This is a genomic window from Phycobacter azelaicus (genome assembly GCF_014884385.1).
Classification (GTDB): domain Bacteria; phylum Pseudomonadota; class Alphaproteobacteria; order Rhodobacterales; family Rhodobacteraceae; genus Phycobacter; species Phycobacter azelaicus.
The window spans coordinates 1530236-1543426 of record NZ_WKFH01000003.1; the positions used below are offsets into that span (position 1 = coordinate 1530236).

Annotated in this window: 16 protein-coding genes; 9 read left to right on the top strand and 7 right to left on the bottom strand. The window is 60.9% G+C overall.

Features of this window, described 5'->3' with window-relative positions; genetic code table 11:
- Positions 1 to 3 precede the first annotated feature (3 nt).
- The 3 genes from INS80_RS08290 (at position 4) to INS80_RS08300 (ending at position 3291) form a co-directional block, all read left to right on the top strand.
- Positions 4 to 894 (top strand): CPBP family intramembrane glutamic endopeptidase, encoded by an 891-nt coding sequence (locus INS80_RS08290; RefSeq protein WP_192965174.1) that lies wholly within the window; start codon positions 4 to 6, stop codon positions 892 to 894.
- Between the two features lie 60 nt (positions 895 to 954).
- Positions 955 to 1914 (top strand): acetyl-CoA carboxylase, carboxyltransferase subunit beta, encoded by a 960-nt coding sequence (gene accD / locus INS80_RS08295; RefSeq protein WP_192965175.1) that lies wholly within the window; start codon positions 955 to 957, stop codon positions 1912 to 1914.
- Positions 1915 to 2016: 102 nt separating this feature from the next.
- Positions 2017 to 3291 carry a bifunctional folylpolyglutamate synthase/dihydrofolate synthase gene (locus INS80_RS08300; RefSeq protein WP_192965176.1) on the top strand — a complete coding sequence of 425 codons (1275 nt, stop codon included), beginning with the start codon at positions 2017 to 2019 and terminating at the stop codon, positions 3289 to 3291.
- A 108-nt stretch (positions 3292 to 3399) separates the two neighbouring features.
- On the opposite strand, the gene INS80_RS08305 is transcribed toward INS80_RS08300, so the two are convergent.
- The 3 genes from INS80_RS08305 to zapE are packed head-to-tail and all read right to left on the bottom strand — an operon-like array spanning position 3400 to position 5341.
- Complete coding sequence (locus INS80_RS08305; protein ID WP_192965177.1) at positions 3400 to 3825, bottom strand: hypothetical protein; 426 nt, start codon at positions 3823 to 3825, stop codon at positions 3400 to 3402.
- Positions 3826 to 3831: 6 nt separating this feature from the next.
- Positions 3832 to 4224 (bottom strand): hypothetical protein, encoded by a 393-nt coding sequence (locus tag INS80_RS08310; RefSeq protein WP_192965178.1) that lies wholly within the window; start codon positions 4222 to 4224, stop codon positions 3832 to 3834.
- Positions 4225 to 4273: 49 nt separating this feature from the next.
- Positions 4274 to 5341 carry a cell division protein ZapE gene (gene zapE / locus INS80_RS08315; RefSeq protein ID WP_192965179.1) on the bottom strand — a complete coding sequence of 356 codons (1068 nt, stop codon included), beginning with the start codon at positions 5339 to 5341 and terminating at the stop codon, positions 4274 to 4276.
- 181 nt (positions 5342 to 5522) lie between these two features.
- On the opposite strand from zapE, the gene INS80_RS08320 reads away from it, so the two are divergent.
- The 5 genes from INS80_RS08320 (at position 5523) to INS80_RS08340 (ending at position 9343) form a co-directional block, all read left to right on the top strand.
- Positions 5523 to 6773: an MFS transporter gene (locus INS80_RS08320; protein ID WP_192965180.1), complete on the top strand. Its 1251-nt coding sequence runs from the start codon at positions 5523 to 5525 to the stop codon at positions 6771 to 6773.
- A 98-nt stretch (positions 6774 to 6871) separates the two neighbouring features.
- Positions 6872 to 7453, top strand: a complete 582-nt coding sequence (locus tag INS80_RS08325) for a hemerythrin domain-containing protein (RefSeq protein WP_192965181.1) — start codon at positions 6872 to 6874, stop codon at positions 7451 to 7453.
- Positions 7454 to 7575: 122 nt separating this feature from the next.
- Positions 7576 to 7932, top strand: coding sequence for a hypothetical protein (locus tag INS80_RS08330; RefSeq protein WP_192965182.1), 357 nt, complete (start codon positions 7576 to 7578; stop codon positions 7930 to 7932).
- 56 nt (positions 7933 to 7988) lie between these two features.
- Positions 7989 to 8717, top strand: a complete 729-nt coding sequence (locus INS80_RS08335; RefSeq protein ID WP_192965183.1) for a HupE/UreJ family protein — start codon at positions 7989 to 7991, stop codon at positions 8715 to 8717.
- 11 nt (positions 8718 to 8728) lie between these two features.
- Positions 8729 to 9343, top strand: a complete 615-nt coding sequence (locus tag INS80_RS08340) for a transmembrane anchor protein (RefSeq protein ID WP_192965184.1) — start codon at positions 8729 to 8731, stop codon at positions 9341 to 9343.
- 69 nt (positions 9344 to 9412) lie between these two features.
- Here INS80_RS08340 and INS80_RS08345 read toward each other — a convergent pair whose 3' ends face one another.
- Genes INS80_RS08345 through INS80_RS08355 form a run of 3 tightly spaced genes read right to left on the bottom strand, consistent with a single transcriptional unit; the run spans position 9413 to position 11936 of the window.
- Entirely contained in the window at positions 9413 to 10330 is a 918-nt protein-coding gene (locus INS80_RS08345) for an ornithine cyclodeaminase family protein (protein WP_192965185.1), read from the bottom strand.
- Entirely contained in the window at positions 10327 to 10947 is a 621-nt protein-coding gene (locus tag INS80_RS08350; protein WP_192965186.1) for an HAD family hydrolase, read from the bottom strand. Before INS80_RS08350 ends, INS80_RS08345 begins: the two co-directional genes overlap by 4 nt.
- Before the next feature lie 26 nt (positions 10948 to 10973).
- Positions 10974 to 11936: a DMT family transporter gene (locus INS80_RS08355; RefSeq protein WP_192965187.1), complete on the bottom strand. Its 963-nt coding sequence runs from the start codon at positions 11934 to 11936 to the stop codon at positions 10974 to 10976.
- 122 nt (positions 11937 to 12058) lie between these two features.
- On the opposite strand from INS80_RS08355, the gene INS80_RS08360 reads away from it, so the two are divergent.
- The gene (locus INS80_RS08360; protein ID WP_192965188.1) at positions 12059 to 12397 is read left to right on the top strand and encodes an NIPSNAP family protein; all 339 of its coding nucleotides are present in this window, start codon (positions 12059 to 12061) and stop codon (positions 12395 to 12397) included.
- 107 nt (positions 12398 to 12504) lie between these two features.
- Here INS80_RS08360 and INS80_RS08365 read toward each other — a convergent pair whose 3' ends face one another.
- Complete coding sequence (locus INS80_RS08365) at positions 12505 to 13104, bottom strand: TetR/AcrR family transcriptional regulator (RefSeq protein ID WP_192965189.1); 600 nt, start codon at positions 13102 to 13104, stop codon at positions 12505 to 12507.
- Positions 13105 to 13191 lie beyond the last annotated feature (87 nt).

A 13191-nucleotide genomic window follows, 5' to 3' on the forward strand; every position in this document is an offset into this window, starting at 1 on the left:
CTGATGCTGGAGAGGCAGAACTACACCGCCCACGAAGCGCTTGTGCGTGCTGCGCGGGCAAAACCGCAGCTCTGGCGGCTCGGGATCGGTCTCGTCGTTGTTTACTTGATCGCCTTTGCGCTCTCTTCGGTTGTTCTGCCGATCCTGGCGGCGCTTTTTCCCGGCACCTGGCTGAGCGGAATGGCCGATGGCAGCACGCCCGGGGCGATGCTGGTTTTGCTGGGTGGTTTTGGCTTCATCACGCTGGGCGTTGCGCTGAGCGCGCGGCTTTTGCAGGATCGCGCCTTCTTTTCGGTCATTGGGCAGCCGCGCCCGCTGGTGCGCCAGTTCCTTCGTGTGAGCCTCTATCTGCTGGGTCTCGGCATCGTGCTGTCGCTGCTTCCTCCCTATGAAATGGGAGCGCCGATGCAGCCGAACCTGCCGTTTGGAACCTGGTTGTCCTTGCTGCCGTTCTCTTTGCTGGTGGTGCTGATCCAGACCAGCGCTGAGGAGATTCTCTTTCGTGGCTATATCCAGCAGAGCCTTGCAGCGCGCTTCAAAAGCCCTCTGATCTGGCTTGTGGCGCCCTCTGCCGTATTTGCGCTTGGGCATTTTCTGCCAAACGAGGCAGGGGATAACGCTGTTCTCATTGCGCTTTGGGCCGGGGTATTTGGCTGTCTGATGGCCGATCTTACTGCCCGTGCGGGTACGCTTGGTCCGGCCATTGCGGTGCATTTCTTCAACAATGTCACTGCGCTGCTGCTTTTCGCGTCACCCAGCAGCCTTCATGGGCTTGCTCTCTATCTACAGCCGTTTGACATGTCCGATACCGAGGCGCTGCGACCCTGGCTTGCGGTGGACTTTGCCATGATGCTGGTCACATGGCTTGCTGCGCGCCTTGCGATACGGCGCTGATTGCAATTGAACGCGATGGGGCTTATCTGAGGGGCCGAACAGCCCCCACAGAGGCATGATATGAACTGGATCACCAACTACGTCCGCCCGCGGATCAACTCGATCTTCTCGCGCCGTGAAGTCCCGGAAAACCTGTGGACCAAATGCGACGAGTGCGGCACCATGCTGTTTCACCGCGAGTTGAAGGACAATCTGAACGTCTGCACCAACTGCGGCCATCACATGCACATCACGCCGCGCGACCGGTTCAATGCACTGTTTGACGGCGGCATCTTCACCGAGGTCGCTGTGCCTGAACCTCTGGCCGATCCGCTGAAGTTCCGCGACCAGAAAAAATATCCCGACCGCATGAAGGCGGCGCAGAAAAAGACCGGCGAAAAAGAAGCCATGCTGGTGGCCGCCGGTGAAATGGGCCGCACGCCCATCGTGGCCATTGCGCAGGACTTTTCCTTCATGGGCGGCTCCATGGGGATGTATGTGGGCAATGCGATCATTGCAGCCGCCGAAGAGGCGGTAAAGCTGAAGCGCCCGCTGATCCTGTTTTCGGCGGCTGGCGGCGCGCGCATGCAGGAAGGTATCCTGTCGCTGATGCAGATGCCGCGGACCACTGTTGCGGTGCAGATGCTGAAAGAGGCGGGTTTGCCTTACATCGTGGTTCTGACCCACCCCACCACCGGTGGCGTCACGGCGTCCTATGCGATGTTGGGGGATGTGCAGATCTCTGAGCCGAACGCCCTGATCTGCTTTGCTGGGCCGCGCGTGATCGAGCAGACCATCCGCGAGAAACTGCCCGATGGTTTCCAGCGTGCCGAATACCTTTTGGATCATGGCATGCTGGACCGGGTGACCCCGCGCACCGAGCTTCGCGAAGAGCTGATCACCATCGTGCGTATGCTGATGGGCCTGCCGCCGCAGGTGGTGGGTGATCTTCCGGCGCCGGGGGAGGCCGAAGAGCTGCCCGCGCCCGAGGTCGAAAAAGACGCGGAACCTGCCGCAGATACAGCGAACGAGACCAAGTAACCCTGTCATAGACTGCGTGCACCCGTGCTGGGTGCTTTGCCGCGCCCGTCTGCCTGACCCGGCGGGCGGGCTTTTTCATCAGACCCCAGCAGGGAGCGAGCCATGACGCAACAGACCTCCGATGCCATCCTCGACCGCATGATGGCGTTGCATCCCAAGATCATCGATCTGACGCTGGACCGGGTCTGGCGCCTGCTTGCGGCGCTGCACAACCCGCAGGACGCCCTGCCGCCGGTGGTGCATATTGCGGGCACCAACGGCAAGGGATCGACCCAGGCTATGATCCGCGCCGGGCTGGAGGGGGCGGGAAAATCCGTTCATGCCTATACCTCGCCGCATCTGGCGCGGTTTCACGAACGTATCCGGCTGGCCGGTGAGCTGATCACGGAAAATCACCTCGCGGAGGTTCTGGACGAGTGCTATTCGGCGAATGGCGGTGAGAACATAACCTATTTCGAGATCACCACCTGCGCGGCCCTGCTGGCCTTTGCGCGCACGCCTGCCGATTACACCCTCTTGGAGGTTGGGCTTGGCGGTCGGCTGGATGCCACCAATGTGGTCGGACAACCCGCCCTTTCGGTGATTACGCCGGTGTCGATCGACCACGAACAGTTCCTTGGAAACACGATCGCCAAGATCGCGGGCGAAAAGGCGGGGATTATCAAGCGCGGTGTGCCCGTGGTTGTCGGCCCGCAGGCGGATGAAGCGATGGAGGTGATCGAGGACGTCGCGGCCCGCCATGGCGCGCCACTCATTGCCCACGGCCAGCACTGGCACGTCTACGAGGAACGCGGTCGCCTGATCTTTCAGGATGAAACCGGCCTCATGGATCTGCCCATGCCCGCGCTGATCGGGGCGCATCAGGTGCAGAACGCCGGGATCGCTCTGGCGGCCCTGCGGCATCTGGGGATGGATGAGGCGGCCTGTGAAGCGGCCATGACGGGCGCCACATGGCCTGCGCGGATGCAGCGCCTGAAGACGGGCCCGCTTTTGGAGGCAGCGGGAAGCGCCGAGCTGTGGCTGGATGGCGGGCACAACGCGGCGGCGGGCGTGGCGCTTGCTGATGTCCTTGCGGGGTTGCCAAAGAAACCAACGCATCTCATCTGCGGGATGCTGAACACCAAGGATGTCACCGGCTACATGGCCCCGCTGGCGCCCCATGTGGAAAGCCTGACGGCCATTTCAATTCCCGGAGAGGCGGCAACGCTGAGCGCCGAAGAGACAGAGGCTGCTGCGCAATCCGTCGGTATCAACGCCAACCGCGCAGCGGATACACTATCGGCGCTGAAGGCGATCGTTGCCGAAGATCCGGAGGCTCGGGTGCTGATCTGCGGATCGCTTTACCTCGCGGGCAATATCCTGCGCGAAAACGGCTGAACGACACGGGCAGGGCGGGGTACTCCCGCCCGGCTTCGATCTTGCGATCTCACCCCGTTGGGCATGGCGCCGCTGATGCGGCGTGGCCGAGGTGCCGCGATAGCGGCTCTAAATATGGTCGTCCAGCAGGGCGCGGGCCTGTTCGATGGCGGCCAGTCGCTCCATCGATCTGATATCCTGTCCGACGAGACGCACCCCACCAAAGAGTGTAGTGGCCGATCCAATCGCCGTGAGCGCCATGGATATGAGTGCGGGGACACCAAGGGGCGTGGTGAGAAAGCCGAAGCCAAGAACCGTAGCGGTCCACCCACCGCCGGTCAGGGCGTATTCGATAGCCGGCGGGGCCTTCCTCAACTCATGCTGCCTTGCCTGCAAGAGGATATCGGCCCAGAAACGTGGTCGGGTCTGGTCGGCGGGACGGGGATGCCTGTCCAGACCGTTCCAAATCAGGATGTCCGCCGGGTTCCTCAGCAAGGCCGCGACCACGTCGTCCAGGTCGGTCGGGCTTGCCTTGTTGAGAATGGGCGGTTTCATCCGACGCTAGTGCTTTTCGGCACTTTGCGCGAGTGCGGCCCGAATGACCTCTTTCTGGTCGAGGCTGGCCGCCTTGGCAGCTGCCTGTGGATCGCGTTGGTCGATGTGGGCGATGGTCTTGTACAGCCGCCCTTCAAGAGCAGCGGCCAATCGGTTTCGCCGCAAACGTACGCCAACAAAGGTCATCACGACCACAATGGCGACTGCCAGACAGCCAAGTGCGATCAGATCGCCGTAGTCCACTCTGGGTAGGGCCTCTCTGAACGCAAAGACCGACGCGCCGTAGGCCACCATGGTGCAGAATCCGTTCCAAACCGCAGACTGCCAGGCCTGACCCACCAGATCATCATGCAGGTTGCGCTGCGCACTCAGGGCTGTTGTGGCGGCATCGTTGGGCATTTTTCGGACCCTCCTTTGGGAAAGAGAGTAAGCCCGATGCGCCGTGTTTTCAACTTTGACCCCAGTCCTTGTCCTGCATTTCGCGCAGGCGGGAGGCGGTGCGTTCGAATTCGAATGCGCCGTCGCCTTCGACATAGAGGTATTCCGGCTCGGCGGCGGCAGTGCAGATCAGCCGCACCTGCGCCTCGTACAATGCATCGATCAGGGTGACGAAGCGCTTGGCCTCGTTGAAGTTGCTGCGCGACAGGCGGGGGATGTCCTCGAGCACCAGAACCTTCACCTCTTCGGCGATGGCAAGGTAGTCGCCTGGTCCCAGCATCTTGCCGCAAAGGTCATAGAATGTCGCCCGCGCGACCCCATTGCGGAAACCGGGCAGCACCACCTCGCGGCCCTTCACCTCAAGCGTGAGGGGCTGAGCATCGCCGCCCGAAAGATCCTCCCAGATGGCGCGAAGCTGGGCGCGGGACTCTGCATTCACCGGCGTGAAATAGACAGGTGAGCCCTTGAGGCGATCCTGCCGGTAATCCACCGGGCTGACCATCTCCCAGACCTGCATCTTCTCTTTGATGAGATCGATGAAGGGCAGGAAGAGTTGTCGGTTGAGGCCGTTCTTATAGAGGTCATCCGGCACCCGGTTCGAGGTGGTGACCACGGTGACGCCCGCCTCGAACAGCGCTTCGAACAACCGCCCCACGATCATCGCATCGGTGATATCGGTGATCTGCATCTCGTCAAAGGCCAGAAGGCGCACGGAGTCCGCAACTTCCTTGGCCACGGGCGCAAGAGCGTCCTGCACGCCCTGCTGGCGCGCCTCGTGCATCTTGGCGTGGATTTCCTGCATGAAGGCGTGGAAGTGCACCCGCCTTGCGGGAATGCCATCAAGGCTGTCGACAAAGAGATCCATCAACATGGATTTGCCGCGCCCGACCCCTCCCCAGAGGTAGAGGCCCTTGACCTCGGCCCGCGTCGCCTTGCGAAAGAGGCCGCGTTTCACCGGCGGCGCCATCAGGCCCTCGGCTATGCGGTCAAATTCCGGCAGAACAGCCTGCTGTGCCGGATCCGGGCGGATCTGGCCTGCTTCGCTGCGGGTCTGATAATGCGCGCTTACTTGGGTCATGGCGCCAGCCATAACGCGCGGCGCGGGGGATGGGAAGGCTGACAGAGGGCATTGGCTATTGTTGCTGGAGCGCAACCCATGAACTTCACATCAATTCTCCTTATGTGACTGCGCAGATTTCTTGAATTGACGTGTCGCCCTCAATGCCTAACGTCGCACATCTGATTTGAGAGGATCCATTATGAGCGGCGCAGCGGCACAGAAGACACCCTTGTTCACCCCGGTTTTGATCGTGGGCTGCGTGATCATCATGGTCAGCTTTGCGGTGCGCGCCTCTTTCGGGGTGTTCCAGATCCCCATCGCCGAAGAGTTCGGCTGGCTGCGCACGGAGTTTTCGCTGGCCATCGCGATCCAGAACCTCGCCTGGGGCATTGGCCAGCCGATCTTTGGCGCCATTGCGGAAAAGATCGGCGATCGCAAGGCCATCATTCTGGGCGCCTTGGTCTACGCGGCGGGGCTGGCGTTGAGCGCAGGGTCTACCACACCGATTGAGCATCAGGCCTATGCTTGGCTGGTGGGCTTTGGCATCGCGGGCACGGGCTTTGGCGTGGTGCTGGCGGTCGTGGGACGGGCCAGCTCGGATGAGAACCGCTCGATGTCGCTGGCGATTGTCACGGCGGCAGGCTCGGCCGGGCAGATCTTTGGCGCGCCCTGGGCGGAGTGGATGCTCACCTTCCTGACCTGGCAGACGGTGTTCCTTGTCTTTGCAGGCGTTGTGCTGGCGCTGATCCTGACGCTGCCGCTGATGCGCGCGCCGGAAATGGCCAGCAAATCAGAGCTGGAAGAAAGCATGGGCGCCATCCTGATCAAGGCCTTCAAGGATCCCTCCTATACGCTGATCTTCCTCGGGTTTTTCAGCTGCGGCTATCAGTTGGCCTTTGTCACCGCGCATTTCCCGGCCTTTGTCACCGAGATGTGCGGGCCGATCATGCCGGGCGGGGCGCTATATAGTATCGGGATCACCTCCACCTCGGCGCTGGGCGCGGTTGCGATCTCCTTGATCGGGGCCGCCAATGTGGGGGGCACCTTGCTTGCGGGGTATCTGGGTAAGCGGTACTCCAAGAAGTACCTGCTGGCGGCGATCTATACCGGGCGCACCATTGCGGCGGCGGCCTTCATCATGGTGCCGATCACGCCGACGACGGTCATCATCTTCTCTATTGTCATGGGGTCGCTGTGGCTTGCGACGGTGCCGCTGACCTCTGGCCTCGTCGCGCATATCTATGGGCTGCGCTACATGGGCACGCTTTACGGGATCGTGTTCTTCAGCCACCAGCTGGGCAGTTTCCTGGGCGTCTGGCTAGGTGGGCGTATGTATGACGCCTATGGCGATTATACCTTCGTGTGGTGGATTGGCGTGGCCGTCGGGGCCTTCAGCGCCATCGTGCATCTGCCGGTGCGGGAACGCCCCTTGGGCAGCGTGGCGGCGTGATCTTTGCAAACGGGCGGAGCCAGCAAAGCGTGCAGGTTGTTAGGCCTTTCAAAGCAGGTGTTCTTGACTTGGCGTGACAATGGACTTTCTTGTCCGGCATGACTGATCTTTCGACCCAATCGCTGGACGAGCTTAGCCTCAACGAGCCAGCCCGGCCCAAGGCGCCGCCGGTGCCCGCAGCAACAGATATGCACCGTCGTCAGGGGCAACAACTGGCGGCCATTCATCGTCATTATCTGATGGAGATGGCTCAGATCGCTGCCGTTCTGGCGCGGATCGAAGCTGGGGACACGCCGCCCGAAGACCTGGAATCGATCGTGCTGTCCCTCGATATGGCCGAGAATTTTCGCGCCTTCGGATCGCTGTGCGGGCATGAATGTCAGGTGCTGAAGTTTCACCACGACATTGAAAGCGCCGATATGTTCCCCCGGATCGAAGCCGCGGCTGGGGAAAGGTTCCGTGCGATCGTGGCCAAGTTGAAGTCAGAGCATGAAGTGGTCCACGAGTTGATCCTCCGCCTCGCCCGCGCAGCGGAGGCACTGGCGCAAGACCCGTGCGAAGCGAATTTCGCTGAGGCAGCCGCCATATTCCGAAAACTGGAAGAGGTTGTGCGCTCGCATTTCGGCTATGAGGAAACGGAACTGGCAGAGGCTATCGGGTATTACCTCGGCGCGATTTGATGGGCGCCTTTCTGGGTGCGATAGCCGTGAGACTACGACCGGTCAGCAGCGCCTTGTTCGGGAGACCGCTTGATAGTATTGTCTGCCAAAAGCGGCATTCGACCGTGACGAGCAGGCATTCTATGAAATTCGTGACCGACGGAATGATGAAGCAACTGTTTGCGGTGCTTTCCTGCGCTGCCCTGCTCGTGTGGTCGCTGGTTCCGTCCTTTACACATGCACCCACAGTCATTGACACCATGCAGGATCACCTGGAAATGGTCGAAGCTCATGGGCACTCGCATGGCTTTGAGGAAGACCTTTACTGGGCGATGCATGGGCACAGCCATGATGTAGCGGATCACGATCACGGTCAGGCGCTTCTCCCTCTCGGCAGGGAAGCTGATCCGTTTTCCGAGTTCACGAAACCCTGGACGAGGATAGCGTCGATTGACGGCCCGTACAGGCAGTTCCGAATAGACCGACCTCCGCGCGGATGATCGGGGCGGCTTATGCCGTGTCAAACGATCAACCTCAATTCAAGCGGAGTAATTCCATGAAAACCCTCACTGAGGGCGTTCGGCGCATGCCAATGCGTCATGCGCTTCTCGTCCTAGCCGCGCTTGCACTTACAACAGGCACTGCGCTTGCTCATGACGTCACCCCTGGCGATGCGGGCTATATTCAAGAGATTTGGGGCGTGCATGTCATCCCCTTCATCTATCTTGGCGCAAAGCACATGATCACGGGATATGACCATATCCTCTTCCTTCTGGGCGTCGTTTTCTTCCTCTATCACATGAAGGACGTGGCGATTTACGTCAGCCTTTTTGCTCTTGGTCACTCGGTCACGATGCTTCTGGGCGTTTGGTTCGGCTGGGGCATCAATGCCTATATCATCGATGCCATCATTGGTTTGTCGGTGATCTACAAGGCGCTCGACAATCTTGGCATGTTCCAGAAATGGTTTGGGGTCCAGCCGAACACCAAATGGGCAACGCTGATCTTTGGTCTGTTCCATGGTACGGGGCTTGCATCGAAGATCCTGGAGTACCGGATTGATCCGGACGGTTTGTTGGCAAACCTCCTGGCCTTCAATGTCGGTGTGGAACTTGGGCAATTGCTGGCTCTCTTTGTCATCCTGATCGTCATGGGATACTGGCGCCGCAGCCCGAATTTCATTCGCCAGGCTTCTATCGCCAACTGGATCATGGTCGGCCTGGGGATCTGGCTGACCTACGTGCAAGTCGCAGGCTTCCTGCAATTCTTTCATCACGGACACTGACGGAGGACGATATGCATAACGCACCAAGACCGAACCTCGAAGATCTGCCCACACGGGCGCAGTTGCGGCGCTCGTCCATTGCCGCAGGCATCGGCGCAGTCATGATCGCAGTGATGATCTACATGCCTGCAGAGCTGGGCAAAGATCCCACTGGCGTCGGCACACTCCTTGGTCTGACCGAGATGGGTGAAATCAAGCAACAGCTTGCGCAGGAAGCCGCAGAAGATGCGGAACTGCACGGCTCTGATGCTTCGTCATCCTTGATGGATGACATCCTCGGCCTGTTCGTTTCAGCGGCCCATGCACAGGACACATGGCAGGATGAGATGACCTTCACGCTCGAACCCGGCGATTGGGTCGAGATCAAGGCGACCATGCAGGAAGGCGCGACCCTTTACTATTCGTGGGTTGCGGACGGAGGGCGCATCAACTTTGATCTCCACGCCCATGCGGGCGAGCAGAACGTCACCTATGAAAAGGGCCGTGGAAAAACCGAGGGCGAAGGCAGCTTCGAGACGCCTTTTGCCGGGGATCATGGTTGGTTTTGGAGGAACCGTGACGACAAGCCCGTCACGGTGACGCTTCAGTTGCGAGGCGACTACAACGCCATCGTTCGGAGTGAATAAGTGATTGTCCGGCGCAGACTATGTGATGTGTGCGCCGGACAAATTTGAAATCGTGATCCTTGGCGCTCGTTATCTCTCAGAGCGCCATTTCTCTAGGATGTGACGGCTGGCCATCAGGTCCAGATGGGCGCCACCGCCGTTCTTGAACAGGGTGATCGCCTCTGGGTCATAGGCGGGGAAGGCGTCGAGGGCGTAGAAATCCGCCAGCACGTCGCCCCGCTGTATGACGCCCTCAGCCAGCGGAATCTTGAATTCGCCGATGTGATCCAGCGTGGTGTCGAAGCTGTCGCAATAGATGCGCGCACGGCAAAGCGCCTCGTCATCGGTCTCACGCATGTCGGGGCGGTAGGCACCGATCAGGTTCAGGTGCTGACCGGGTTTCAGCCATTCCCCTGTGACCACCGGGGTCGAGGACATGGTGGAGGTCACGATGATATCCGCCGAGCGCACGGCGGCCTCCAGATCTGCGGTGACCTCGATCTGCGGATAGATGGCCTTCATGTCCTCGGCCTTGGACCGGGTGCGGTTCCAGACCCGGATCTGGGCGCGGGGGTAGGCGGAGCCAAAGGCCTCCACCAGCGATCCGGCGACGGTGCCCGCGCCGACGATCAGGATGTCGCGGCTTTCGGGGTTCGCCAGCCGCATCGCCCCCAAAAGGCTGTCGCCTGCGGTCTTCCACTTGGTCACCAGGTGGAAATCCACCAGCGCATCGAGGGTGCCGTCCTGATCGGAATAAAGACAGACCGCGCCATTGACCATCGGTTTGCCCGCCGCTGGGTTGCCCGGAAAGATCGTTGCCGTCTTTACCGCAAGGCCCAACCCGTCAATCCAGGCCGAGCGGCTGAGCAGCGTGTCGGGGTCACGGTAGAGGAAGGTATCGCCGATTTCCGCTTTGGGCAGATCATGCCCCTTGGCCAGTGCCTCAGTGAATTCGGTCCAGTCCAGAAGGGCTTCCCCTTCTGCAAATCCGATGGATGGGATGGTCATGCAGCCTCCTCGGGCGTCAAAAGCCCCTCGTCTACCAGGCGCGCGGCCCAGGTGTCCGGTGTGGTGAAAAGATGGGTGTGCCAGCCGCGCGCGGCGGCGGCCTCGATGTTTTCCGGGCGGTCATCCGTGAACAACAAACGGTCCGGCGCCACGCCCGTGTCGCGCTCCAGATGGGCATAGATTTCCGGTTCAGGCTTGATGGTGCGCAGGTGGCCTGAAACGAAGGAGCGGTCGAATTCGTCGAAGAACGGGTAGGCCTTGCGGGCAACCTCGAAGGTTCCGACACCGAAATTCGTCAGCGCAAAGACCGGCACATCCCGCGCTTGCAGCGCGCGCATCAGGCGTACCGAATGGGGGATCTCGGGCGAGGCCATCTCGATCCAACTGTCGTGCCAGTGGCGGATCTCTTCGGCCCAGTCGGGGTGTTGATCTGCCAGCTTGTAAACCGAGGCGCGAAAATCATGCCCCCGGTCGATATCGAGGTTCATCTCATGCAGGTCCACCTCGGCAAACAGCGCTGTGCGCCGGTCCGGTCCGATGCGGGCGTCGAAAAAACCTTCGGGATTCCATTCGATCAATACGCGGCCAATGTCGAAAACGACGGCGTCGATGGGCATCTTGTCGGTCCCTGTCCTGTCCTCGTTTACCCGGCCGACCGGGGGCGCGGGCGGGGCACCGGGCGGCTGCGCCGGGTTTCGCGCCAGACTGAAACAAGACCTGCGCCAATGATCAAGGCCGAACCGGCCCAGACCGGCAGATCGGGCCATTCATCGAAGACCAGAACGCCCCAGAGGACCGCCATGGGCATGGCGACATATTCGAACGGTGCGGCCAGGCCCGCCTCGTTCAGCCGATAGGCCTGGCTGACCAGATAGCCGCCAAGCGATCCGGCAAGGCCGACGCCGACGAACAGCCACCAATCCTGTGGTGCGGGCCAGATCCAGGCGCGCAGGATGTAATCCACGGCGGCATTATCACCGGTGGCAAAGCGGCCATCGCCCGTGAAAAGCCCAACCAGTCCGCTGACCACCAGAAAGCCCAAGGTGGGATAGAACGACAGGGTGGAGGCTTTTTCGGCCCCGCCCGCGCGCCGGGTCAGCACATGGAGCGTGGCATAGCCGCAGGCGCCGAGCAGCGGCAGGATCGCGGCGGCCTGAAAGCTGCCGGGGCCGGGCCGCATGATGATCAGAACGCCAAGGAACCCCGCAGCCACCGCGCCCCAGCGCCAGGGGCCAACGCGTTCCTTCAACACCACTACCGACAGGGCGGTGACGATCAAGGGGGTGGCAAAGGCGATGGCGACCGCCTCGGCGATGGGCATGATGGCAAGACCGGTGAAAAAGCAAAGGTTGGCAAACAGCACGGCACAGCAGCGCATCAGGTGCAGTTTCGGCTGCCGGGTGCGCAGGATGTGGAAGCCGCCCTCCAAGGGGATGATCACTGCCGCCAGTACGATCAGCGCCACCACCGAGCGCACCATCACCACCTGATACAGCGGATAATCGCCCGACAGAAACTTGAAGATCACGTCGATCACGGAGAAACAGACGGCAGACCCCGCAGCGGCCATCAGCCCCAGAACACTGACTTTGATTTCCTGGCTCATGGCCTGCCTTTCTGGCGCGTTTTTCGATGTATCACGAGCTGTTATTCCCCTGATGACAAAATGCCATTGGGCGCTGCGACCCTTTGTTCCTACCCTGAAGAAAACCATGAGGGAATGCCCGGATGATCACATGTTACGTCGCCTATGAAATCAACCCGGACCGGGTGGAGGCCTTTGAGATCTACGCCAAGGCCTGGATCCCGCTGGTCGAACGCTTTGGTGGCACCCATCACGGCTATTTCCTGCCGCAGGAAAGCGCCAATGACTTGGCGCTGGCGCTGTTCTCCTTCCCCTCGCTTGCGGCTTATGAGGACTACCGGACCAAGAGCGTTGAAGACGCCGATTGCCAGGCGGCGTTCCGTTTCGCCAAGGAAAACGACATCATCCGCCGCTATGACCGTAGTTTCCTGAAACCCGTAATGGAGGGTGATCTGGCCCCCTTGCGGGCTGCGATGGGTTGATCGGGGCAACTCCCACATCCCATAAGGCCCCAAAGGACTACCTTTGGCAAAAGGAGCGGCGCGACCGTGGGCATCGTGGCGGATCAACAAGGTGGATGGATTCGAGCCTATTGCGCGGGCTCTTCAGTCATTGCCGTTGCTTCCGCAAAAGCGGCGGCGCGGATCTCAGCGGCCAGATCGGAATCGGGCAGGGTACGCGCCAGAACCATTCCGCCCACACAAAGCGCCGCCATGGCCATAGCCTTTTGCCGTGCGTCGGGGGCATTCTGCTGCAACAGGCTGCCTTGCAAAAGGCCCACCATGGCGGTCAGGAGCCGCTGAAAAGCGTCGCGCACCTCGGGGCTGGCGCGGGCAACGTCCGATGGCAGGGCGATCATCGGGCATTGGTCCTGCACGGCCCCAAGATGAGCATCCGAAAGGTAGCTCTGGATCATCTGCCGTGCGGCCTCGCTGTCAGGGTTCATCGCATTGATGCCCGCCTCATGGCGCCACTGGGCACCGCGGCCCATTAAAAAGCTGGAAACAGCGGCGCCGAACAGATCTTCCTTGGTTGCGAAATGGCTGTAGAATCCGCCTCGCGTCAGGCCTGCCTCGGCCATGACCATATCGATGGTCACCCCATGAAAGCCGTGGATATTGAACAGGATACGCGCGGCCTCGACGATCCGGGCACGGGTCTTTGCCTTGTGGGTGCTGCTGTAGGGCATGGGGCTGTGGCTCCTGTTTTCGGCGGTTACGGCCAGTGTGACAGAGTTCAAAATATGTTCTTTAACATATTTTGAGGGCGGATAGCC